The 23843-nt window shown below is 40.1% G+C and carries 19 protein-coding genes; 10 read left to right on the top strand and 9 right to left on the bottom strand.

The genetic code is table 11. The annotated features are described in order from the left end of the window. Positions 1–110: 110 nt before the first annotated feature. Positions 111–1622 (bottom strand): leucyl aminopeptidase, encoded by a 1512-nt coding sequence (gene pepA, locus H5118_RS11305; RefSeq protein WP_024595639.1) that lies wholly within the window; start codon positions 1620–1622, stop codon positions 111–113. Positions 1623–1931: 309 nt separating this feature from the next. Here pepA and lptF point away from each other — a divergent pair, with 309 nt between their 5' ends. Together lptF and lptG are read left to right on the top strand one after the other, a co-directional pair. Next, positions 1932–3044, top strand: a complete 1113-nt coding sequence (lptF, locus tag H5118_RS11310; protein WP_002962016.1) for an LPS export ABC transporter permease LptF — start codon at positions 1932–1934, stop codon at positions 3042–3044. Beyond that, entirely contained in the window at positions 3041–4108 is a 1068-nt protein-coding gene (lptG, locus tag H5118_RS11315; protein ID WP_182748850.1) for an LPS export ABC transporter permease LptG, read from the top strand. The genes lptF and lptG overlap by 4 nt, the downstream gene beginning before the upstream one ends. Positions 4109–4188: 80 nt before the next feature. On the opposite strand, the gene H5118_RS11320 is transcribed toward lptG, so the two are convergent. The 3 genes from H5118_RS11320 to H5118_RS11330 form a co-directional block, all read right to left on the bottom strand. Beyond that, positions 4189–4689, bottom strand: coding sequence for an RDD family protein (locus H5118_RS11320; RefSeq protein ID WP_002962012.1), 501 nt, complete (start codon positions 4687–4689; stop codon positions 4189–4191). Between the two features lie 170 nt (positions 4690–4859). Then, positions 4860–5624, bottom strand: a complete 765-nt coding sequence (locus tag H5118_RS11325) for a DUF6515 family protein (RefSeq protein ID WP_182748852.1) — start codon at positions 5622–5624, stop codon at positions 4860–4862. A 245-nt stretch (positions 5625–5869) separates the two neighbouring features. Next, positions 5870–7009, bottom strand: coding sequence for an alkene reductase (locus tag H5118_RS11330; RefSeq protein WP_182748854.1), 1140 nt, complete (start codon positions 7007–7009; stop codon positions 5870–5872). 80 nt (positions 7010–7089) lie between these two features. On the opposite strand from H5118_RS11330, the gene H5118_RS11335 reads away from it, so the two are divergent. From H5118_RS11335 to H5118_RS11365, 7 genes are all read left to right on the top strand, one after another. Then, on the top strand, positions 7090–8007 hold the full coding sequence (locus H5118_RS11335; RefSeq protein ID WP_220487425.1) for a LysR family transcriptional regulator: 918 nt from the start codon (positions 7090–7092) through the stop codon (positions 8005–8007). 133 nt (positions 8008–8140) lie between these two features. Further along, positions 8141–9502 carry a TolC family protein gene (locus tag H5118_RS11340; protein ID WP_182748856.1) on the top strand — a complete coding sequence of 454 codons (1362 nt, stop codon included), beginning with the start codon at positions 8141–8143 and terminating at the stop codon, positions 9500–9502. Then, positions 9499–10644 carry an efflux RND transporter periplasmic adaptor subunit gene (locus H5118_RS11345; protein ID WP_182748858.1) on the top strand — a complete coding sequence of 382 codons (1146 nt, stop codon included), beginning with the start codon at positions 9499–9501 and terminating at the stop codon, positions 10642–10644. The genes H5118_RS11340 and H5118_RS11345 overlap by 4 nt, the downstream gene beginning before the upstream one ends. Then, positions 10644–13832, top strand: coding sequence for an efflux RND transporter permease subunit (locus H5118_RS11350; protein WP_182748860.1), 3189 nt, complete (start codon positions 10644–10646; stop codon positions 13830–13832). The genes H5118_RS11345 and H5118_RS11350 overlap by 1 nt, the downstream gene beginning before the upstream one ends. Beyond that, positions 13832–14515, top strand: a complete 684-nt coding sequence (locus H5118_RS11355; RefSeq protein WP_182748862.1) for a response regulator transcription factor — start codon at positions 13832–13834, stop codon at positions 14513–14515. Before H5118_RS11350 ends, H5118_RS11355 begins: the two co-directional genes overlap by 1 nt. Continuing rightward, positions 14512–15804: a HAMP domain-containing sensor histidine kinase gene (locus H5118_RS11360; RefSeq protein WP_182748864.1), complete on the top strand. Its 1293-nt coding sequence runs from the start codon at positions 14512–14514 to the stop codon at positions 15802–15804. The genes H5118_RS11355 and H5118_RS11360 overlap by 4 nt, the downstream gene beginning before the upstream one ends. Positions 15805–16056: 252 nt before the next feature. Next, positions 16057–17490, top strand: a complete 1434-nt coding sequence (locus H5118_RS11365; protein ID WP_182748866.1) for a DUF2971 domain-containing protein — start codon at positions 16057–16059, stop codon at positions 17488–17490. Between the two features lie 166 nt (positions 17491–17656). On the opposite strand, the gene H5118_RS11370 is transcribed toward H5118_RS11365, so the two are convergent. The 3 genes from H5118_RS11370 to H5118_RS11380 form a co-directional block, all read right to left on the bottom strand. After that, entirely contained in the window at positions 17657–17890 is a 234-nt protein-coding gene (locus tag H5118_RS11370; protein WP_182748868.1) for a hypothetical protein, read from the bottom strand. A 216-nt stretch (positions 17891–18106) separates the two neighbouring features. Further along, the gene (locus H5118_RS11375) at positions 18107–18964 is read right to left on the bottom strand and encodes an MBL fold metallo-hydrolase (RefSeq protein ID WP_182748870.1); all 858 of its coding nucleotides are present in this window, start codon (positions 18962–18964) and stop codon (positions 18107–18109) included. Positions 18965–19146: 182 nt separating this feature from the next. Further along, the gene (locus H5118_RS11380; RefSeq protein WP_182748872.1) at positions 19147–21030 is read right to left on the bottom strand and encodes a propionyl-CoA synthetase; all 1884 of its coding nucleotides are present in this window, start codon (positions 21028–21030) and stop codon (positions 19147–19149) included. Positions 21031–21216: 186 nt separating this feature from the next. On the opposite strand from H5118_RS11380, the gene H5118_RS11385 reads away from it, so the two are divergent. Further along, positions 21217–21618 (top strand): NUDIX hydrolase, encoded by a 402-nt coding sequence (locus tag H5118_RS11385; RefSeq protein WP_024596686.1) that lies wholly within the window; start codon positions 21217–21219, stop codon positions 21616–21618. On the opposite strand, the gene H5118_RS11390 is transcribed toward H5118_RS11385, so the two are convergent. Beyond that, positions 21619–22716: a polysaccharide lyase family 7 protein gene (locus H5118_RS11390; protein ID WP_182748874.1), complete on the bottom strand. Its 1098-nt coding sequence runs from the start codon at positions 22714–22716 to the stop codon at positions 21619–21621. It lies immediately after the preceding gene. A gap of 252 nt (positions 22717–22968) precedes the next feature. Continuing rightward, positions 22969–23733 carry an ABC transporter substrate-binding protein gene (locus tag H5118_RS11395; protein ID WP_024596684.1) on the bottom strand — a complete coding sequence of 255 codons (765 nt, stop codon included), beginning with the start codon at positions 23731–23733 and terminating at the stop codon, positions 22969–22971. Positions 23734–23843: the final 110 nt, after the last annotated feature.

Below are 23843 nucleotides of genomic sequence, written 5' to 3' on the forward strand. Positions count from 1 at the left end.
TGATATACACAAATTAAGAGGCAGATTTTGCCATATAACGGGGTTTGCTTCAATTAATACACAAATAAATAAGGCGCCAAATGGCGCCTTATAAATAGCTAAATAGATTATTAATCGTGCGTAGCTTCGCTTACACCCGCTCGATTTAATAAATACTGAGTAAGCATAGGAACAGGACGGCCCGTTGCGCCTTTTTTAGCGCCACTGCGCCACGCTGTACCGGCAACATCTAAATGTGCCCAATTATACTTTTTAGTAAATTTAGATAAGAAACATGCCGCAGTAATAGTACCTGCAGAGCGTCCACCTAAGTTCGTAAAGTCAGCAAATGGGCTTTCTAGTTGATCTTGATAGTCATCCCATAACGGTAACTGCCATGCACGGTCGCCACTTTGCTCAGACGCTTTTAATAAATCGTGCGCAAGTGGGTTATGGTTTGATAGTAAACCAGTAGCATGCGCGCCAAGGGCTACAATACACGCGCCAGTTAGCGTTGCTACGTCAATAACCGTATCTGGATTAAAGCGTTCAACATATGTTAGTGCGTCACATAATACTAAGCGGCCTTCAGCGTCGGTGTTTAATACTTCAACTGTTTGCCCTGACATTGTTGTTAAAATATCACCTGGACGATACGCATTTGAGCCAGGCATGTTTTCACAACCCGCTAAAACACCAATAACGTTAATCGGCAATTGCATTTGTGCAAGTGCACGCATTGCCCCAATAACGCCTGCTGCTCCGCCCATGTCGTATTTCATTTCGTCCATGCCTTCGCCTGGTTTTAATGAAATACCGCCTGAATCAAACGTTAGACCTTTACCAACAAGTACAATAGGGGCTTGGTCATCAGCGGCGCCTTTGTAGTTAATAATCGACATAATCGATTCGTTATCACTACCTCGGCCAACAGCTAGGTAAGAATTCATACCAAGTTCTGCCATTTGCTTTTCGTCAATAAGATCAACAGTGATGTTGTCAAAATCAGTTGCCAGCTCTTGTGCTTGTTCACCTAAGTACACAGGATTACAAATATTTGGTGGCATATTAGCTACGTCTTTACATAGCTTACTACCTGCTGCAATGGCTAAACCATGCTCAATAGCGCTTTCGCCAATAGTTAGTTCGCGTCGTGTTGGTACGTTAAACACCATTTTACGCAGTGGACGGCGAGGGTCTACTTTTTTACTTTTCAGTTGGTTGAACGTATATAAGCAGTCTTGCGTTGTCTCAACTGCCTGACGTACTTTCCAGTAGGTGTCGCGACCTTTAACGTGTTGCTCTGTTAAAAAGCAGACTGCTTCCATAGAGCCCGTTTCGTTTAAGGTATTAATAGTTTTAGAAATGATTTGTTTATATTGCTTATCATCAAGCTCACGCTCTTTACCACAACCAACAAGCAATATGCGCTCGCTTAATACATTAGGTACATGATGCAATAATAAAACTTGGCCTGGCTTACCTTCTAAATCGCCACGGCGAAGTAAATTAGAGATATAACCATCACTAATTTTATCGAGTTGTTCACCAATGGGGGATAACCTACGTGGCTCGTAAACGCCAACCACAATACATGCGCTGCGCTGTTTTTCTGGGCTACCACTTTTTACGTTAAATTCCATTGTTACTCCTGGTTTTGAGTCGTTTAAGTTACTAAGTTGGGGCTAAAAAAGTATTTTCTAGTCTTATCTACGTAACTTATGTAAGGATAATTCTTATTTTAGCTGATTTTGTTAGACTCTTACTGTGTAATTGAACTTTATATGCTTAAGGGCTACTAATGCAACATTATATCGTGCACTTAGGTAGGATAATTAATTTTGATGGCTTATAATAATAGCCTATTTGCCGGTATTAATTGGGTAAAATAGCTATTTAACTATTCAATTCTCACTATCGTAGTGAAATTCCATGTTTAACAGGGGCGAGCATTGCTAATTTTCCGTTATTTGACCGCTGAGGTTTTAAAATCGCAGGTCGCCGTATTTTTAACTTTGATGACAATATTTTTGTCACAAAAGTTAGTTGGTATTTTAGGTGATGCCTCTGAGGGCAGCATTCCTGCTAAATTAGTGCTATCGATGATTGCACTAAAACTTCCACAACTAGCCTCGCTAATACTTCCGCTGAGTATATTTTTAGGCATTATTTTAGCCTACAGCCGTATTTACGCCGATAGCGAAATGACCGTACTTAAAGCCTGTGGCGTAAGTGAATGGTATGTTGTGCGCGTAACACTTATATCAAGTGTAGGGCTTGCTATATTAGCCGCAGCACTGACTATGTATATAGCGCCGTGGGCAAGCGAGCAAGAGTATCAATTAAAAGAACAAGCCAAAGCCGATGCGGGGCTATCCGCACTCAGAGCTGGGCGGTTCCAAGAAACCGGTAACGAAAAAGCCGTGGTGTTTATTCATAATATTGAAAAGGGTGGCAAAGAGCTCAATAAGGTATTTGTTGCACAGTTACCCGATAGCGAAAAAGGCAACCTAGCGCGCTTAGTATATGCAGAGCAAGGTGTTGTGGTTGAAGCAGTAAATGGTGAGCAACAGCTCGTGCTAACAGACGGTAAACGTTACGAAACAGATGGCACAACGCCTGCACTTAACTTAACAGAATTTGATGGTTACAGCGTACAAATACGAGAACAAGAAATAGAGCACCAACGCCGTAAATTAGAGGCTGTGCCTACTAATCAATTACTCGCCATTAATACTCCTGAATCTATTGCTCAATGGCAGTGGCGACTCGCTATTCCATTATCAATTCCGTTACTTACCTTACTGGCAGTACCGCTAAGTGTGGTTAATCCTCGCCAAGGTAAATTTGCAAAACTAGTGCCTGCTATAAGCTTGTACTTAGGCTATTTTATTTTACTAAATGCCGCTAAATTTGCAGTTGAAGATGGCAAAATTCCGCCTTCAATTGGCTTGTGGTGGATTCACCTAAGTGCCTTGTTTATAGGTGGATTATTAATTATAAAAGGGCGGCCGCTGGGCGCTTGGCTTAAAGCCGTTGTAACTAAGCGGGAGTTAGGCTCATGATGAAAACGCTTGATTGGTATTTAGGCCGCAGTATTTTACAAACTACCGGCTTTGCATTGTTGGTACTTGTTGGTATTAGCACCTTAATTAAGTTTATCGACCAGCTAAAGTCGGTAGGGCGTGGCAGTTACGATTTAATGACCGCAATGCTTTACACGCTTTACACAATACCTGGCGATTTAGTGGTGTTTTTTCCGATGGCTGCGCTAATTGGTGGCTTAACGGGGTTGGGGGCACTTGCCTCAAACAGTGAGCTGGTAGTGATGCAAGCGGCTGGTATGTCGCGCTTACAAATAATTGGCTCTGTAATGAAAACGGCTATATTTATGGCTGTATGCATGATGGCACTTGGCGAATGGGGTGCACCTGAAGCGCAATTACACGCCAAAGAAATGCGTAACCAAGCAATACATGGCGGCGATGTATTTAACACACAAAAAGGTGTATGGGCTAAAGACGGCAGCAATTTTATTAATATTGAAGATGTTGACGAAAACGGCAGGCTCAATGGGGTACACATGTACCACTTTGACAAATCGTTAGAGCTTACCCAAATCACTAAAGCAAAAGATGCACTGAGCCGAAAAGAAGGCTGGCTACTTCGTCATGTAAATAAGGTTATTATTACGAGCGAAAAAACCACAACAGAGCAACTACCAGAAGAGTTTTACCCTTCACAATTGACCGCTGAAAAGTTAGGGGTTGTTTCGGTAAAACCAGAGTCACTTTCATTTACTGGGCTTTGGTCGTATTTAACTTACTTAGAGCAAAACGAACAAGACACCAGTACCTACGAGCTCGCTCTGTGGCGTAAGCTTATGCAGCCTGTATCTGTAGCGGTAATGCTGCTGGTGGCGCTCTCGTTTATATTTGGCCCGCTGCGTACCGTTACTATGGGCGCACGTATTATTATGGGTGTTGTAACGGGGATCGTGTTTCACTTAACTAATGAAATATTTGGCCCTGTAGTTATGGTTTACCAAATACCTGCCATTATAGGTGCGGTATTGCCCAGTATTATATTTATAGGCTTTGCGACATATTTGATGAATAAACGGGTATAGAGTACCTATTCAAAGCATTAAAAAGGGTGACCAGTAGTCACCCTTTTTGCTTTTTAATTACCAGTTTTGGAAAGCAGGTATTAATCAAGCTCACTATAAATACGTCTGTTTTCTTCTTTAGTAAGTGCAATAACTTCTGTTTTAGAGATGTAATCTTGCAGTGCTTTTTTGTTTTTAAAATCGACTAACACCACCAAATTACCTAGACCGAGTAAAGCGCTAACGCTTCGGATAATTGATTGCGGCCAGCTAATTAAATTACCTTCAAGAGTTTGTACTTTTAAACGCCATGCACGCATGCCAATGGTTTGCCCGCTTTTAGTCCAAAAGTAGCCAAAAAATACTAAGCTAACAATAATTAAAAGAGCGGTACGAATACCCGAAAGAAGATTTGAATTTTGAATAAATGCAGATACATCCTCTGCGCCATTTAAACTAATTACATCGAGAGAAATAAGCCCCTGTACTGCAAATAAATACAGCACTACAGTTAACATCGCAAACGCAATAATGGCTAACGTATCGTAGACCAACGACGCAAAACGGCGCCAAAAACCAGCACGTGGAAACTCACCCGACATAATTACACTCTCACTATTAATATGCGAGCTAGTTTAACAAAAAAGCTTACAAATACTAAGACATGTTAATATTTAGAGAGAATTGATTTTATTGCTGTAAATTACTACCTACGGAGGGGAATGAAAAAGACCCTACTATTTACAGTAAGGCCTTTTAATTTATAGCGAGTTTAACCTAGCTTAATGGCAAGGTATTTTATGTCGTCACCACTTATTTGCGGTAAAAAATAAATATCGCCGTATTTAAAATACTGCTGTGAGTTAATTATTACGGCCTGTGCTGTCTGAGGCAATGAATCGTAAGTTTGGCCCAAGCTATAGTCATTCACATTACCCACTTTTATTGCCTGATTAAGGCGAGTTGATGGCTCATCAACAACCGTATAACCATTATTATCTGCAATGTAGTACACATTTTGATAAGTGTAGTAAGTCGTATTATGGTGTTTAAAATGCCTATAATTTCTTGGTAGCGTATTTATACGCAGGCCTCTAGGTGGTTTAACAACATGGTAGCCTCTTTTAGCTTTACGGTAATAAAGGCCGTCGTTAAACGTAAACGAAATACCATTAAATCTGATTGATGCGCTATTGCGTGGTAAATGGTTTATAAATCGATTTTGTCTGTAAGGGACTGAATTATGATGGCTTGTTAAGTAGTTATATTTTCGCTGGTTGGAGCGGTATTGTTCACGCTTTTCCTGTTTGTACTTAGCAAGTTTACGTTTTTCTTGCTTACGGTCTTCTCGTTTTTCTTTTTTATGCTCAATACGCTGCTTTTTTTCATGGCGGCGTTCATCGCGTTTATATTCAACACGTTTGTCGTGATCGCGTTTAAAGCTTTTATCATTCTCTCGCTCGTTTTGTGCTCCAAGCGCAGAGCCTGATACTGCGCCAATGGCGAGCAGGGCAGGTAGTAAAAAAGTAAGTTTCATAGTATTGCCTCGTTTATGTTTTTACATAACTGGGTTCAATACTAGCGGCTCAAACTGAATGTTAACTGACATACAACAGCAAACGGAGTTATGCTTACAGCTTTTTACATTTTACTGACGGTTCTTGACATAATCTCTAGTTTTTGACGATTATAGGAACGTTTTAATATACCAAAATGATTAGTCGTGTCATAAAAAATGGCTATTAAATTAGTAATTAAGCCTTCCTTGGCTTTGCTGGTTAATTACTTTTGATAAAAAGGATAATCGCTATAACCTACTTCAGTACCGCCATACATAGTGGCTGCATCAGCTTCGTTAAACGTCCAATTATTTGCTATACGCTCTGGTAAATCAGGGTTAGCTATAAATGGGCGACCAAATGCAAATAAGTCACCGTAACCTTCACCTAAAATACGCACTGCTTTTTCTACTGTGTATTTACCTGCATAAATAATGCGCCCTGAAAATTCAGCTCGGACTGCTTTATAAAATTCTTGTGGTAAATCGGGAGCGTTATCCCAATCAGCTTCCGCAATCGATAAGTAAGCAATACCTGCTTGCTCAAGCACTTTAACGGCCTGGATATAAGTGTGATGAGGGTTTGATTCAACAAGTCCTAAATACACTCGTGTTTCATCTGTGCTTTCAAATAAAGGAGCAAAGCGAACACCTAAACGATCAGAGCCTACAACGTCACTTACCGCTTCAACTATCTCTTTTAAAAAGCGCAGGCGATTACTAAGCGTTCCACCGTATTGATCGTCACGGTTATTAGTATGCTCAGAAATAAACTGATTAACTAAATAGCCGTTAGCACAATGAAGCTCCACACCATCAAAGCCAGCTTCTAAAGCATTGCGTGCAGCTTGAGCGTACATGTTTACCAGTTCACCAACCTCAGTTGTTGTTAGCGCACGAGGCTCACTTGGGTCAGCCAATGCGCCTTCACCAGGTGCGGTTTCAATAAATACTTTTACATTGTCAGCAATAATATCTGAAGGGCCAACCGGTTTACCTGAATTTGGTTGTAGTGTGGCGTGCGATACGCGCCCTACATGCCAAAGCTGAGCAAAAATAACGCCGCCTTTAGCGTGTACTGCATGTGTTACTTTTTTCCAGCCTTCAATTTGTGCTTGCGAGTGAATACCTGGGGTCCAAGCGTAACCTTGCCCACGAGGTTCTATTTGTGTGCCTTCGGTAACCATAAAACCAGCCGATGCACGCTGCGAGTAATACTCAGCCATTAATTCATTAGGAATATTGCCAGGCTGAGTGCTGCGAGAGCGAGTAAGAGGAGGCATCACAATACGGTTTTTAAGTGTAAAAGGGCCAAGCTCAATTGATGAGAATAAAGGAGCGGTATTAACTAAATCTGATTTCATTTTAAATTCTCTTATAAAGCAAACAAAGGCTTAAATAGTGGTTAAGCAACATTGGCAGCATAGAGATTTAAAGATACAATTTGAAACAACACTTTTTTGTGCAGCATACAATTATGAATGGTATCAGTCGGCTCGATATAAAGCAGTTAAGAGTACTCAGTAGCTTATTAGAACTGCAAAATCTTTCACAAGTAGCCAAAAAAATGGGGTTAACGCAACAAGCTATTAGTGAGCAACTACGAAAACTACGAGACTTATTTGACGATCGCTTGTTTATTCGCCAAGGCAATAACATGGTTGCTACTCCTAAAGCGCAAGGGCTCAAGGCACCTGTTAATAATATTTTAAAGCAATTAGAGTTGTTACTAGAGCCCGAGCAGTTTAGCCCGCAAACTTATAAAGGTGTGTTTACCATAAGCGCAACCGACTACGCCACGCAGGCCTTATTGCCGCAATTATTTAATATTACCCGCCGCGAAGCGCCAGGTTTAAAGCTGATTGTGCGCGACTTTGCATCAGATAACGTTAATCAACTTATAACGGCAGGCGAGCTTGATTTGCTGATAAGCTTTCCAGAATTTATACCCGACAACCTTTCTTATATCACTTTGTTTGAAGAACAGCATTTGTGTATTACCGGTATAGGTAACACGACTTACACTGAACCTTTGAGTTTGGCGCAATTTGCAAAGCATCCACAGCTAGTGGTGTCGCCATCTCGTGCAAATTTGCGCGGATCGCACGATCAGTGGTTTGAAAGCCAAGGGCTAAAACGTAATATTGTAATGTCGGTGCCGAGCTTTTCAGCGGTGCCCGACATTTTACATACAACCGATATGCTCGCGTTTTACCCATCAAGATTATTACCAAACAGCAAAGTTAAACAGCTAAAAATAGAAGCTCTGCCTCCTACATTTAAAGTAATAGCCGCATGGCATCCGCGTACTAATAACAGCCCAATTCATAAATGGTTGATAGAGCAATTACAAAACTTATAACGATATAAAACATCTAAAGTGACTACTTTTTACTGTTAAATTAGCAACCCAATATTTAGTTTATACCATTTAACCCCTTCTTAACCCTCGACCTAATAAGCTATGTGTAATAGTACGAATTAGGCGTAGTTAAATGGTTTATTTTAAAAAGCACTCAACCGGTTTTTTACTTGCACTTAGTTGTACGCTTGCTGCATGTAGTAGTCAGCCAAGCTATCAAGGTAATAGTACTGAGCAGTCGCTAAAGCAACATACAAACTGGCAGTACACGCAAAGTAACGCACAGCAAGTAAATTACATTACCGATTTGGTGGATATTGAAGGGCTTGATTCGCTTATTGAGCAAGCTGTTACTAATAACCCATCGTTTAATCAAGTGCATGTTGCATTAAAACTAGCTTATGCGCAGCGTGATGTAACTGCTGCAAGTCAGTGGTTTAGTGTAGATGCAGGATTTGACGCGCAGCGCAGTGAAACCGAAGGCACGCAATACAGCTCATCAGTAGGTATAAGTTGGGAAGCCGATATATGGCAAAAAATTGCTGACAACGTAGCCGCGCAAGATATGACTATTGCCAGTAATCAAGCTACTTATCAAGGCGCTAAAGACACCTTAGTAGCCAGCGTGATACGCACGTATTTAAACATTATTTTGCAGCAAAATTTGCTCGATATAGAGCAGCAACGTTTAGTTGTTTTACAAAATAATGAGCAAAGTATTGTAGAGCGCTACCAATATGGGTTAGGTGATTTAGAAGCGCTTGATACCGCCCGTACTAGCACGGCATCTACCCGCGCGACCATTGCCGATTACAAAGAACAAATAGCAAAAGCAAAGCGTGCTTTAATGCTAATTGTAGGCACTGATAAACTTCAAAACCTGCCAAGTACATTAACTCTACCAAGCGTTATTGAGCCATTAAGTATCTTACCAGAGCAAGATTTAGCGCGCCGACCTGACTTACAAAGTGCCTATTACAACATTCAGGCAAAGCATTACTTGGTTGATGTATCGTACAAAGAGCTACTACCGAGTATTTCGCTTTCGGCATCACTGAGTGATTTAGCAAGCACGCCAAGCCAATCATTATTAACTAGCCCAGTGTGGAGTTTATTAGGCAGTTTAAGTGCCCCTTTATTTGAAGGTGGAGCACTGCGTGCGCAAGTTGATATTGCAAAATTAAATGCCGAGCAAGCGTTTTGGCAGTACCAAGATACGCTGCTAAGTGCGGTAAACGAAGTTGAAAATGCACTCGGGCAGGAGCAATCATTAACCGAGCAGCAACTGCAAATTAGCAATGCACTTGCTAGCGCTAAACGCAGCTTTAGTAACTATCAAAGTAAGTATCAACAAGGTTTGGTTGATATTTTAGATTTGCTAACAGTGCAACAAAAAGTATACGACCTGCAAGCCCAGCTTAGCCAAATAAACTACACCCTTTTAACTAACCGCATAGATTTAGGCCTCGCTTTGGGCCTTGGAGTATCGTCATGAAAATTTCGCCAACACCGGTTGTTGTAACGCTTGTTGCTATTGTTTGTATAGGGCTTGCTATTATGTATAACGGTCAAAAAATGGCTGAAAAAGCAAATAGTCCACAACCTGCCGCTATTAAAGCTATTGCCCCAAATGTATCGGTAATTAATGCAGCTCCGAGCACTTATCAGGCTTATGTTAGCGGCCACGGTGAAGCTAAAGCGCATTGGTCACTTAGCTTAAAAGCACAAGTTAAAGGCGAAGTAACCAGTATGAGCGAGCAATTTGCGACCGGTAACTTAATAACTAAAGGGCAGGTGTTTGCACAAATTGATGACACCGAATACTTACAAGCTCTAGCTAGCGCAAAAGCAACATTGGCTGATGCAAAACTAGCACTGCAAGAAGAACAAGATTTAGGTAATCAAGCAAAACGTGAATGGGATCGCTCAGGCGTTACGCAAGCGCCAAGCTCGCCGCTTGTATTTAGAACGCTGCAGTTAGAAGCCGCGCAAGCTACGCTCGATAAAGCACAATATGCACTTAAAACCGCACAGCGTGATGTAAATAACACCCAGTTAAGTGCACCATTTGACGCTGTTATTTTATCGCGCGATATAGATTTAGGTACTTATGTGAGTATTGGCGATACGCTTGCCACGCTAAACAGCACTGACAAAGTAGAAATAACGGTGCCGCTTTCATTAAGTCAGTGGCAAAACCTAGCAAATAATAAATCAGGCGATGTTATTTTAAGTGATGTAACCACTAATACTAAATGGAACGGTTATATTGCACGTTTTGAGCAACACCTTGATGACAGCTCGCGCCAACGCAGCGTAATTGTTGCCTTAGATAAATCGTTTGAGCAAACAACGCCGTTACTGCCTGGTACATTTTTAGCGGTAGAAATTGCCGGTAAGCAGTTAACTAACGTAATAAAACTGCCTGCTTCGGCGGTATCTCAAGATGGCTTAATTTGGTACGTAAATGATCAAAATAGCTTAGTAAGCACACACGCTAATAAAGTATTTGAGCGTGGGGATTACGTATATATTACGCCAGTAGATGGTGCTAAAAATCTAAAAGTGGTGGCGCGCCCACTTGTTAGTTACTTAAACGACATGAAAGTAAATCCAATAGTTGAGGAGATACAATAATGAGCCCTCATCAACCACCTCAATTACCCAGCAATAATAACCCGCTGCACGGTATTATTAATTGGTTTGCAAATAACTCTGTTGCCGCTAACTTATTGTTAGTTAGTGTGATTGTAATGGGTATTATGTCGCTTACGACTTTACGTAAAGAGGCTTTTCCGAGTTTAGAGCCAGATACTATTTCGGTATCGGTGGTTTACGACAGTGGCGATGCATTGCAAGCCGAAGAAGGAATAGCGTTAAAAATAGAAGAAGCGCTCGAAACCGTATCGGGTATTAAACGTATTACCTCTACATCCGATGCTAGCGGCAGCCATGTAAGCATTGAAAAAAGTACTGATTACTCACTCGATGAGTTACTTGTTGACGTTAAAAACCAAGTTGACGCTATTAATAACTTTCCGGCAGATGCTGAGCAACCTGTTATTGATAAAGCCCGTAGGCAAGATCATGCATTAACGCTGCAACTTTTTGGGGATGCAGATCGCCATACATTACAAAACCTGGGTGAAAAACTTAAAGCCGATTTATTAGCGCAATCAGGCATTAGCGACGTAGAGCAATCGGGTGTGCTCGACCCGATGATGTCCATAGAAATCGACGAAGGTAAATTACAAGCGTATGGCTTAACTATTAGTGATGTAAGTGAGGTCATTAATAATGAGTCATCAAGCCCGCTTTCGACTAGTTTGCGCGATAGCAGTAAAATTATACGCTTAAAAGCCGCCGACCAAGCTTACTGGCAGCGCGACTTTGCCAATATTGTATTGTTAACAACCGCATCAGGCACACAAATTAAGTTAGGCGATGTAGCAACCGTTACCGACTCATTTGCCGAAGATAGCAACTCATTAAGCCGTTATAACCAACAAAATGCCGTAGGCGTTGAAATTTTAATGGGCGATAACAGCGATATAACTACCATTGTTGAACAAGCTAATAGCGTAATAGATAAATGGCACGAAAGCGGTTTATTACCTCAAAACGTAGAGCTTGAAAGCTGGCACGACAAAAGCACCATGATCACCGAGCGTTTATCGCTACTTACTAAAAATGCCGTGACCGGTATTATTATGGTGTTTGTAATACTTGCCATATTTTTAAACGTACGCGTAGCGCTATGGGTGGCTGGTGGCTTGCCGTTTGTATTTTTTGGCACGCTTTATTTTATGACCGATGGCTACACCGCACTGACCATAAACGAAATGACCACCTTTGGCTTTATTATGGCGCTGGGCATAGTGGTAGACGATGCCGTTGTTGTAGGCGAGAGTATTTACACCACACGTAAAAAGCATGGCGATACATTAAATAATACAGTTTTAGGCACCATGAAGGTTGCTGTGCCAACAATATTTGGGGTGTTAACCACGGTGGCTGCGTTTGTGGCGCTTTCGAATGTGTCAGGTAACTTAGGTAAAATTTACTCTCAATTTGCCACTGTAGTGACTATTTGTTTACTGCTTTCAGTTGTTGAATCAAAACTTATTTTACCCTCGCATTTAGCCCACATTAGTACTAAACGCCAAGTTAAAAAAGGCTTAGCAGGTCTGTGGTCAAAAATACAACATGGTGCTGATAGCGGCTTAAGCTGGTTTAGCAAAAACATTTACTGCAAGGTTATTGAGTTTTCACTGCGCTTTAGATACGCCGTAGTGGCTGCGTTTATCGCCTTTTTTATATTAGTTATTGGCATGCCGATGACAGGCACAGTTAAAGTTGGTTTTTTCCCAAGTATTGCAGGCGACACTGTAACAGCCGATTTAGTTATGCAAAACGACGCCGCTTATGGGCAAACAAACACAAACTTATTAACGCTTGAGCAAAGTGCATTACAAGCAGAGCAAAACTTAATGACTAAGTTGAGCTCTGACAAAAGCGAAATAACCAGCCTACAAGTCATTAGTAGCAGCGACACCAGCGGTGAAGTAAGTGTTGAGCTATTAAACGAAGGCGCTTTTACAGCAAGCGAATTTGCTCAAGAGTGGCAGCGCGTAGCAGGTAGCCTTGAGGGCAGTAAAAAATTACAAATATTAGCCACGCGTAAAATGGTCGATAACTTTAAAGTTGAGCTTAAAGCGTGGGACGACGAAACCGTAATGGCGGCGGGCGCACTATTTAAGGAGCGCTTACAAAATACCGCAGGCGTTAACGGAATAGACGACAACTTAAACCCAGGTCAGCCACAGCTTAAATTTACCCTAAATGCACAAGGGCGCGCGCTTGGCATGGATACAGCCAGTTTATCAAAGCAAGTACTGCAAGCCTTTGGTGGTGCAGTTGTACAGCGCTACCAACGTAATAAAGACGAAGTTAAAGTACGTGTACGCTACCCAGAAGATGCTCGTAAAACACCTGCCGATATAATGCAGTCGCGTATTCGCCTGCCTGATGGCACCGTTGTCCCTTTAGTTAACGTAGCCACAGTAAGCAGTGAATATCAGCAAGATGAAATAACCCGCATTGATGGACTTCGTGCAATTTATTTAAGCGCCCAAGTGGATAAAAACGTGATTGCTCCAAACGAGTTAGTTGCTAACTTAAAGCGCGACTTAATTCCAGAGTTAACACAGCAATTTCCTAACTTAAGTGTGTATTTTGCAGGAGAGGCAGAGCAACAAAGCGAAACCACCAGCTCAATGAGCACTATGTTTGTAGCAGCTTTATTAGTTATTTACGTGTTGCTGGCTATTCCGCTTAAATCGTACATTCAACCTATGTTGATTATGGTAGCAATTCCGTTTGGCATTGTGGGCGCTATTTTAGGACATTGGTGGAACGACTTAACCATTAGTATATTGTCGTTAAATGGTATTTTGGCGCTCAGTGGGGTAGTTGTAAACGACAGCTTATTACTTGTTTCACGCTTTAACGAACTAGTAAAAGAAGAGAGCATGAGCACGCACGATGCCATAGTTGAGTCGTGTACGAGCCGATTACGTGCGGTATTACTTACCTCAATTACGACGTACGCAGGCTTAGTGCCGCTACTTAGCGAAACCTCAATGCAGGCACAGTTTTTAATTCCTGCTGCGGCATCACTTGGCTACGGTATTTTGTTTGCCACGGTTATTACCTTAATACTTATACCGGCATTATTGATGATTCAAACCGATGCTAAACGCGGTATTGATGCTGTGCTAATATCGCTAGGTGCTAAAAATAAAACGCAGGAAGTAGCCTCTTAATGATAAACGTACTACTGGTTGAAGACGACATAGACTTGGCAACCACCATTGTTGATTATCTCGAAATTGAGTCAATAGAGTGTGACCATGCAAGCAATGGCGTAATGGGTTTAAATTTAATAGAACGTAATCAATATCAAATGATTATATTAGATGTAAACATGCCCAAAATGGACGGTTTAACCATGTGTAAAACATTGCGTGAGCAAGGCATTGATATACCAGTATTAATGCTGACAGCGCGCGATAGCCTCGACAATAAGCTTGAGGGGTTTGCAGCCGGTAGTGACGACTATTTAGTAAAACCATTTGCGATGAAAGAGCTAGTAGCGCGGGTTCAAGTATTAGCAAAACGTAAAAGTGGAGAGGTTAAGCGACTTACCTTTGCTAACTTAACACTTAATTTAACTGCGCATACAGCAACAGTGGCTGCGCACAGTTTAAAGTTATCACCCATTACTTTTAAGTTATTAGAAGTGCTTGTACGAGAGCAGCAAAAACCAGTAACCCGACAGGTAATTATGCAAGCAATATGGGGAGACGAACAGCCAGACAGCAATAGCTTAAAAGTGCATATTCATCATTTGCGTAAACAGCTAGAGCAAGCGCATTGCCAAGCCGTACTAGAAACAATACCCAGTGTAGGGTTTGCGCTAAAATTAAAAAATGAGACACAAGCATGAAAATTAGACCCAGCCTGAGGTTGTATTTTTTTGCCACCATGGTGCTTTTAAGTTCATTAATGGCAATTGGCTTTTCGTTTTTAAGTGTTAATTATTTTATTGATGGCTTAGACCGAGGGTTAAATGGCGTAATGCATGCGCTTTCGCAATCTACTGAGGTTAAAAACGGTGAACCTGCAGAAATGATTGGCTTTAAAATAGCGAGTCGCTGGGAAGACATGCCTAGCGAAATTCAGCTACGCTTTACAAAGCCTACAGAGATTGGCGTACTACAAAAAAGCAAAGTAAAACCATCGTTTTTTTCAATGCCGGAAGACCTCTATTTTGTAGCGTATTTTCAAAACCCTGCAGGGGAGCCCCGTTACGTATCACGCATTATGCTTGAAAAAGAGCGCCTTAAAAAACAAAGCTCACCCGATAAACCTATAAAAAAGTTGGCATGGATAGCGTTAACAGGGGTTACGGCAATTGCTTTATTTACCTTCTTTTTGTTTATGGTAATGAAAAAAATAGCTAAACCAGTAGAGTCACTACGCGGTTGGGCTAAGTCGCTAAATCAAAATAATTTACAAAACACGCCGCCCGACTTTACCTATAACGAACTAAATACCTTGGCAACGCTAATACGCAGTAGCTTGCTTTCTGCTCACGACAGCCTTGAGCGAGAGCAGCGCTTTTTAAGTTATGCGAGCCACGAGTTACGTACGCCAATTTCGGTTATTCGCAGCAACGTTGAGTTACTTAACCGCTTAAGCGAAAAAGCGCCTTTAAGCGATAAACAGCAACTTACACTACAGCGAATAGAGCGCGCCGGTTTAACTATGAGCGATTTAACTGAGACGTTATTGTGGCTTAGCAGAAATGACGACCAGCAAAGTGCACCAGAGCCTGTAAACCTAGCCGAAAAAATAACGACCTTGAGTAACGAACTCGATTATTTACTCAATTCAAAACAAGTTGATGTACTTATAAATACCGATAACCAAAATACGACTATTAATACCGAAGCCACCGCATGCCATATTGTGCTTACTAACTTAATACGTAATGCGTATCAGCATACGCAACAAGGTCAAGTGCGTATTACTCAACAAGGTAGCCGCGTAATTATAGTAAATAGCAGCGAACAAACGGATATGCCCCACGCGACTAATAATACAAATAAGCCCGCCAATATTGGCTACGGTTTAGGATTAGAGTTAAGCGAAAAAATAATAAAACGACACGGTTGGGTATACGAAGTAAACGATATGCCTGGGCGTTATGAAGTGGTGGTTGATTTTAGTTAATACGCTTTTTTTAATACTTGTATTTGAAATATAAAAACCGCGCTAAAGCACCTTTAAAAAGAGCTTTAGCGCGGTTTTTTTACATTCAAAAATATTTAATTTAACGCTGAGAATATAAAAAACTTAGTGATAGTAATGTGTTAAGTAATTTGCTAAAACTGTATAAAGTATAGAAATGATGGCGACGGTAGTAGGAACATGTACGATTCGTGACTATTAAATTATACCCCTAATGAAATTGAGTTTTAGTATATGAAAAAGGAATTTTATAGATTCAGGCGCATCAATAGCTTGATCGGCGAATTTAAAGAATTAGAAAATCAAAGCATATATTTTGCAGAGCCAGAGTTATTAAATGATCCGATGGAAGGTTTTCGAGATATGTACTGGAAAGGTGATTTCATAGTATGGAGAAACCTATTCCAACATTATCTATTATGTCTTGAGAGACTTTGTTCTTTGTTGTTGATTTCAGGCGAGGATCATCCTATATCTAAAGCTGATATACCGGTTTTTTCTAGTGAAGATGATTTTCCTACACCAATATATAAAGAGTTGTTCTCCAGTATTACAAACAAATTCTTCGATAATAAAAGTTTAGATAAACTTATTCTTTCAATTTCTAAACGAACAACTCCTGTTAGAAGAGATGAGTTGTTTTTTTATTTTCGAAATACACATAGTTATGCGCTGGAAGTTATATATTCAGAATATGAGAAAAATGGTCTTATTCCAAAAAGAGATTGGATAAATTCTGAAGCAGATAAACCGATTATTGATCTTTTAAATAAAGATTTTATAGGTACTCTGGAAAAAAGCTTGAATGAAAATGGAGGTGACGAAAAAATAGCAAATACTATATTTTCAGCACTCCAACATAGTAACCAACAAATGGATCTTATACATCGATATAATGGAAGAATCGATAATGATAGTAAAAATAGAAACTTAGTAATTATTGAGTTTCCTAAAGAATATATTTCACAAATTGAAAAGTTAGTTTTTCCTGATTGGTATACAGCATGCTTTATGTCTGAGTGTAAGAGCTCTTCAGTATGGGGACATTATGGCGATAATCATTCTGGTGCATGCTTAATTTTTAATGCCGATGTAATTAATGATAAATCCTTTCTTAAGTTGAAGGGGCGAAATGGTTACAGCTCAACATCTGGTCCTACTTATGGGTTTAGTAACATAATGTTTTTCCCTGTAAATTACATACAAGGTTATGGTCAAATCGACTTCTTTCGCATGCTAGGTCGTCTTCCCATTCCGAAGTTGAATTCAGTATGGTACTCGTTAGATGAAGCTATGAGTGAATGCGCAGATGATATGATTAAATCTGAAAATAGTTGGCGTAAAAAATACTGGGAAAATTTCTATAGAGATGTGACCGTTAAATCTAAAGATTGGTCGTATGAAAACGAACATCGCCTGATTCTTACTAGCTCATCAGATAGCTTCTCAGCCCCCAAGGATAGGTCATTAAATTATGAATTCTCTTCTCTTAAAGGCATTATTTTTGGTATTAAAACGACAACCGAAGATAAATTGAAAGTAATAAAAATAATTGAAGAAAAATGTAAAAAAATAGGTAGAGATGATTTCAAATTTTATCAGGCGCAATACTCGTCGGATGAAAAATGTATAACCCATTTTGAAATGAGCCTACTTAGCCTCACATAAAGTTTCTAGGCGATCTTAGTTTAGTGGATACCTCCTCAGCACATTGAGGAGGCTAAAATGTCTAAGTATATCCAACGTTAGCGCTGCCAATATCACTCAACTCTGTATTAATAAAAAGCGCAATTTACTTCTTTTACCTAAGCGAATTTACTTAGCAAAGCGTTTTTTATCGAGCCTTACAATGCCAATGATCATTGTGTTTAGTGCAGGCTTGTTTTGTGGGCTTGGCTTTTACGATCACAATGTTGGGAGAGTTGTGCTCAGTTACTAAAGCAGGCGTAACTACTTTAACGACTTTTTTATGTGGTTTATGCGCACTGGGACCATGTTGATATACTGTGCAGCCGCTCATAATAAGCGCGGTCGTCATTACTAAAACTACTTTTAAAGATAAGTTCATGTTTATTAGTCCTATGTAGCTTAACACAAAGCCTAGGATAAACTTTTTTTTGTATAGTGCTGTAAGCAAACGTAAGGATATTGTAAAGGTGACTTATATGGCTTTTGACGTCTATTTAACTAATTAATAAGTACATTGGTACTGCGTTAAATACGCCAATACCAATGCTTACAATATTGAGTTTAGAGCTCAGAGCTTAGTCCACTGAGTTCAAACTTATAAATCGCTGCGCCAACCCATACCAGACTCTTCCATTAAACGCTCGTACACGCCTTCAATGTTAAGCGGTAACCATGCATCAAACTGTTTAAAGTCACTAAATTGGTCTAATTTTACATTTTGTTTAATTTCGTCAAGCGTATTACCGGCTAAAACGCCTGCGGTTACTTGGCTATACAAAAGCTCTAAATAACTTAAGTAACGCGCTACATCTGCTTTACTGCCAATATCGGCATGTCCGCCTACAAAAGTATTAAAGTCATATTTGAGTACCGCTTGAGTTGAATTAATCATGCCTTGAATATCGTAACTCCACAGTTTTTGCCATGGCATTCTGCCAATAACAATCCAATCAACTACAAATAGTGTTTTTTGTTTTTCGAACAGCATACTCACTGAGCCTCGGCCATCGTTAGGGCCGTGGTAGTTAAGTTTTAAAGTTGAGCCGCCAAGAGAAAGTATTAGTTCATCATCAAAGGTAAGGTTAGGCATAACCGTTTTTATTTTTGTATTTTTGATATCTTGCGCGGTAAGTTTGTGCGCTACAAAGGTAGTGTGAGGGCTTTTAAATACCTCTGCGCCGTAAATATGGTCGCTGTGATTATGGCTATATACAACATATTTTACCGGTACGTTATAGCGAGTTTTAATTTGCTCGTTTAACCAGGTGGCGGCTTTTTTGTTAAGTGGGTCGGTAACAATTGCACCCTCAGAAGTGATTAAAAATACTGAGCGGTGTCTGTCGTCTATAAAGCGGTGTAAGCCATCTCCTAAGTCTTCTATTTCATAGGCTTGCGTGGCAAAGCCTATAAACAATAGGGCTGTGGTTAATAGTTTTTGTAGCAAGCGGGGCATACACCATTCCTTTTTAAATTGATTAAATTAATAACGCTATTATAAAGAAGAAAGCATTAAGCCGTAAAAAATTTCAGCTATTGGTTAAATTAAAGCTTAAGCTTAAGCTTAAGTAAAAGGATCAAATATAAGGATGAAATAAAAAGCCATTATAAAAATGGCTTTAGATAGCTTGGTTGGGTTTATCTTTGCGTTAGTTGTTGGTTTATTTCTTCAAAGATACTGGCATCATCTATGGTTGAAGGTATTTGTAGCTCTTCGCCATCGACTAGTTGGCGCAAATTTTTACGCAGTATTTTACCCGAGCGAGTTTTAGGTAACCTATCTACGCTAACTATATTTTTAAGGCACGCAATAGCGCCAATCTGATTACGAACACTTAAAACAAGCGCTTGTTCTACGTCGGTACTTGAGCCCATAAAATCATTTTTAAGCACGATCATTCCCATAGGAAGCTGCCCTTTTAGAGGATCGTTCACACCAAAAACAGCGCATTCGGCAACAGCAGGGTGCGCGGCTACTATCTCTTCCATTTCGCCGGTAGAAAGCCTATGTCCTGCTACATTTATAACGTCGTCGGTTCTGCCCATAATAAATAGGTAGCCATCTTCATCAATATAACCACCATCGCCAGATAAATAATAACCTTCGTATTCATTTAGGTAGCTTGCTTTAAAGCGCGGAGTATCTTGCCAAATTGTTGGTAGGCAACCCGGTGGAAGTGGCAGTTTAATTACCACGGCGCCTTGCTCGTTAGCTGCGCATTCATTGCCATCCATATCTAATATTCGCACGTCAAAACCTGGAGTAGGCACGGTAGAGCTGCCAGGTTTTGTTGGTAAGTACTCAAGCCCTACAGGGTTACAAGCAATAGCCCAGCCGGTTTCTGTTTGCCACCAATGATCGAGCACTGGCAGTTTGGTTTTTTCTTTAAGCCACTCATAAGTGGGAGGGTCTAACCGCTCGCCAGCTAAAAATAAACGTTTTAAGCTTGAGGTATCGTATTGATTAAAACCATCGGCATTGGGATCTTCTTTTTTGATTGCTCTAAAGGCGGTGGGGGCACTAAATAATGCATTTACTTTATATTCTTCTACCACGCGCCAAAATGCACTAGCATCGGGCGTTTTAACGGGTTTACCTTCATATATTACGGTCGCGCAGCGATACATTAGCGGTGCGTAAACTATATAAGAGTGCCCAACTACCCAGCCAATGTCAGACGCTGCCCAAAATACGTCGCCGGGCTTCATACCATAAACGGTTGCCATGCTGTATTGCATTGCCACTGCGTGACCGCCATTTTCGCGTACTACGCCTTTGGGTGTGCCTGTCGTGCCTGAGGTATATAAAATATAAAGCGGATCATCTGCATTTACAGGCACCGGAACTGCGCTTGCAGCCGTTTGCATTGCCTGAGTCCAATCTATGTCTCGTTTAGGCTTAAGAGTGGCGGTTACTTGTGGACGCTGATAAATAACGCAGTGTTCTACTTTGTGCGTAGCTAAGTCTATTGCGTTATCAATAAGTGGTTTGTATTCAATAACGCTGTTTACTTCAACACCGCATGAGGCGCTAAGTATAAGTTTGGGCTTGGCATCATCAATGCGTACAGCTAATTCGTGTGCAGCAAACCCACCAAATACCACCGAATGAATAGCACCAAGACGAGCGCACGCCAACATACCAATAACAGCTTGTGGGATCATTGGCATATAAATAACAACGCGGTCGCCTTTTGTAACACCTAACGATTGTATTACGCCTGCAAATCTAGCAACTTCTTGTTGTAGTTGTGAGTAGCTATAAGTTTGCTTTGTATTAGTGACTGGGGAGTCGTAAATCAGTGCAGTTTGCTCGCCAAATCCGGCAATAACGTGTTGGTCTAGTGCTAAAAAACTGGTGTTTAATTGCCCGTCACTAAACCAATGGTAAAGCCCGTCGTCGTCTTGTGTGTATGCTTTTGTGGGGGGGTTATACCACGGAATATTTTTACTTTGTTCGAGCCAAAATTGGGCTGGGTTTTGTTTAAAACCATTATATTGCTGTTTATATTTGCCTGACATGTAAGGCTCCTAAAACTAAATTTGTGTGTGAGAGACCTTACAAAATGTAGGCTTTTTTTAGCAAGCAAGCTATTCGACCTTGGTCGGCTAAAAGTTAATCAATACACTGGTTTTAAAAATACAAAATTGACAACACAAAGCGTGTGGTTCAGCATGGCGGGCAGTAAAAATAAGAGAAAATACGATATGAGTAACGTAGTAAGAGTAGGGGTTGCGGTTATCATAAAGCATCAAAACACAATTTTACTAGGTGAGCGCATTGGCGCGCATGGTGCTAATACATGGGCAACACCTGGTGGACATTTAGAGTTTGGTGAAAGTGTTGAACAATGTGCAATACGAGAAGTGTTTGAAGAAACAGGTTTAAAGGTAAGTAAAGTTACTAAGCTTGATTTTACCAATGATATTTTTACAGCAGAGAACAAACACTATATTACGTTGTATGTAAAAGCTGATTTTGAAGGCGGAGAGCCTGAGCTTAAAGAGCCTAATAAATGTTTAAAGTGGCGCTGGTGCGATATTAATAATCTACCAACGCCACTGTTTACATCACTAAAAAATTACTTATCTGAGGCTGTACTAGCCTAGTTATTTTGTTGGCGGTGTCGCTGGGCTTAACTCTAGTTTACTAAAGCTTACTTGAGCGTAATCGCCATTTTGTTTATCTGTAGTCCAATCGCCAGTGCCTAAACAACCTGGGTACCAAATACCTTTAGCGCTCTTAGTGCTACATTGGTTATAAGCGCCGGCTTTAAAGTAATGCCAATCTGCAGCGTAACCATGTGGATGGTCTTTTTCGTCCACTTTGCCATAAGCATCTACGTTATTACCTAAGTTAATAGAGTAGTTAACGTCTTCTTTGCCTTGTGCGCTAAATGTAAGGTGCATAACATTTTTATACACATTGACCGTGTAGCTAAATTCTTCACCTAGTGCAATACCGGCACTGCCAGGCTCATTAGGGTTTTCCCATGTATTACCCCAAACTGGGTAAGTAATGTCTTTACGGTCAGGATTGGTTTTAGGTAAGTTACGTTCGTAGTTCCAAAAAACTGAGCCTGTTTTATGCCCTGGCCATTTTTTGTAATATATTTTAAGTGGCTCATTGCCCCAGCCATAACCAAGCTTGGTATCAATAAGTGCCTGATCTTTACCTGCGTGAATTTGCCCTACAACAACCGAGTAAGCCGCTTTTTTATCAGGATCAGTTGCACGTAGCGCAACGTGATCTACTTTTAACGTTGCTTCCATTTTTCCACCAACAGAGCCAAATCGGTCAGATAGCGGGTGAACAGCTAAAGCAAAGTTGTTTTTAGAGTGTTTAGTTTTAATTTTAGTATTTGATCCACGGATCATTTGTCTAAGTTCACTACGGGTATTAGTAGAGTTAGCACTTGTAAGCGCTTTATTAGGCGAGGTAAATACCATGTAGCCTTTATCATCAAGATAGAAAAAATCAGGGTGTGCGTAAGTCTGAATTTCTTCTACATCTATTTCATCAATTTTACCGTCGTTGTTTAAATCCACTGGTACATTTATTTTCCAGTGTGATAAATCAAACTTTGTTGCAGGTACCGGCGCATCGCTTTGCTGATTAGTACTTTGGGTACTTGAACAAGCCGTAAAAAGTAGAGGTGTGATAACGGCTAAAGCCGTAAGTTTAAATCTGGATGTATTTTTTATCATTATTGTCTCTGTGTGATGAAGTAAAAATTGCGCGGTACAGGCGTCACTTAACTTCAATCTAACATACCAATTTAAAAATTAAAACTTACCAATTTGTAGTTTTTTATAATTAATTGTTATTTTAATGACGGTTTTTTGGTTAACCAATAGGGTTGGTTAACGTTATTATGTTATTTAAAATTGTTAAACAGAGGTGTTTTTCATCATATTTGGTAGCGCTTGATGTTTGCTAATATACTTATTTAAATAGGTTTAATTTATAGAAGGAGGAAGAGGGAGTTGCCACTTTTTTAAAATGGCTTGGTATTCGCCACTTACTTTTATAGTTTTTAATGCCTGCGAGATTAAGTTTGCTGTTTTATCGTCAAGCTGATTATTAGCAGCAAAATAGAGTATTGAAGGAAAATCAGCTAAATGAAGTCGTTTAGTTATTAAGTCTGGGTCGAGCCCTGACATTTTTAGTTCATTATCTAAGGTGAGTGTATTCATAAGGACAAAGTCAGTTCTACCCTTATAAAGCATTTGCCATGCCTGCTGATAATAACTAGCTAGTATTAAATTTTTATCTTCTTCAAACCCCATCTTTATTAAATATTTGGCACTCAAATATCCACGAATAGTGCCTACTTTATAAAATTTTGCATGATTTAAATGAGTTACTTCGTCTTTATGGCTTTTTAAACTAACTAGGTAGGCATCAGTAAAGTATACCGCTCCTAACCATTTAAACTGACTTTGCCTAGCGGGAGTTTTTAATAAAGAAAGCATAATTGTGTTTGGATTAGCTGCTAGCTGATGAAAGGCTCGTGCCATTGGCATTATTTCAAATTTAGCTTGTAGCTTTGCTTCTCTTAAAACAGCCTTAGCAATATCAACGGAAGCTCCGTCAGCTTCACCGCTTTTGTTTTTAAAATGGTAAGGATGTAAATCTTCGGCAATAAAAGTAAGAGAGCTTACTGCCCTTACATTACTGCAAAAAATAAAAACGAAAATGAAAACTACAACACGCAGATACATAAGAGAATCTTTCTAACTACAATACTTTGAGTTTAAAGGGTCTTGTCTGAAATATATACTCAAATGTATAAAATAAGTAAATGAATAGGTATGTAGAGAGTCTATTGCAT

The sequence above is a fragment of the Pseudoalteromonas sp. SR41-1 genome (genome assembly GCF_014164015.1).
GTDB lineage: Bacteria > Pseudomonadota > Gammaproteobacteria > Enterobacterales > Alteromonadaceae > Pseudoalteromonas > Pseudoalteromonas distincta.

Bases quoted from the DNA above. Each gene is read 5' to 3' on its own strand.
- pepA (WP_024595639.1), bottom strand. From the start codon at position 1,622: ATGGAATTTAACGTAAAAAGTGGTAGCCCAGAAAAACAGCGCAGCGCA.
- lptG (WP_182748850.1), top strand. From the start codon at position 3,041: ATGATGAAAACGCTTGATTGGTATTTAGGCCGCAGTATTTTACAAACT.
- H5118_RS11320 (WP_002962012.1), bottom strand. From the start codon at position 4,689: ATGTCGGGTGAGTTTCCACGTGCTGGTTTTTGGCGCCGTTTTGCGTCG.
- H5118_RS11325 (WP_182748852.1), bottom strand. From the start codon at position 5,624: ATGAAACTTACTTTTTTACTACCTGCCCTGCTCGCCATTGGCGCAGTA.
- H5118_RS11330 (WP_182748854.1), bottom strand. From the start codon at position 7,009: ATGAAATCAGATTTAGTTAATACCGCTCCTTTATTCTCATCAATTGAG.
- H5118_RS11340 (WP_182748856.1), top strand. From the start codon at position 8,141: ATGGTTTATTTTAAAAAGCACTCAACCGGTTTTTTACTTGCACTTAGT.
- H5118_RS11345 (WP_182748858.1), top strand. From the start codon at position 9,499: ATGAAAATTTCGCCAACACCGGTTGTTGTAACGCTTGTTGCTATTGTT.
- H5118_RS11350 (WP_182748860.1), top strand. From the start codon at position 10,644: ATGAGCCCTCATCAACCACCTCAATTACCCAGCAATAATAACCCGCTG.
- H5118_RS11355 (WP_182748862.1), top strand. From the start codon at position 13,832: ATGATAAACGTACTACTGGTTGAAGACGACATAGACTTGGCAACCACC.
- H5118_RS11360 (WP_182748864.1), top strand. From the start codon at position 14,512: ATGAAAATTAGACCCAGCCTGAGGTTGTATTTTTTTGCCACCATGGTG.
- H5118_RS11365 (WP_182748866.1), top strand. From the start codon at position 16,057: ATGAAAAAGGAATTTTATAGATTCAGGCGCATCAATAGCTTGATCGGC.
- H5118_RS11370 (WP_182748868.1), bottom strand. From the start codon at position 17,890: ATGAACTTATCTTTAAAAGTAGTTTTAGTAATGACGACCGCGCTTATT.
- H5118_RS11375 (WP_182748870.1), bottom strand. From the start codon at position 18,964: ATGCCCCGCTTGCTACAAAAACTATTAACCACAGCCCTATTGTTTATA.
- H5118_RS11380 (WP_182748872.1), bottom strand. From the start codon at position 21,030: ATGTCAGGCAAATATAAACAGCAATATAATGGTTTTAAACAAAACCCA.
- H5118_RS11385 (WP_024596686.1), top strand. From the start codon at position 21,217: ATGAGTAACGTAGTAAGAGTAGGGGTTGCGGTTATCATAAAGCATCAA.
- H5118_RS11390 (WP_182748874.1), bottom strand. From the start codon at position 22,716: ATGATAAAAAATACATCCAGATTTAAACTTACGGCTTTAGCCGTTATC.
- H5118_RS11395 (WP_024596684.1), bottom strand. From the start codon at position 23,733: ATGTATCTGCGTGTTGTAGTTTTCATTTTCGTTTTTATTTTTTGCAGT.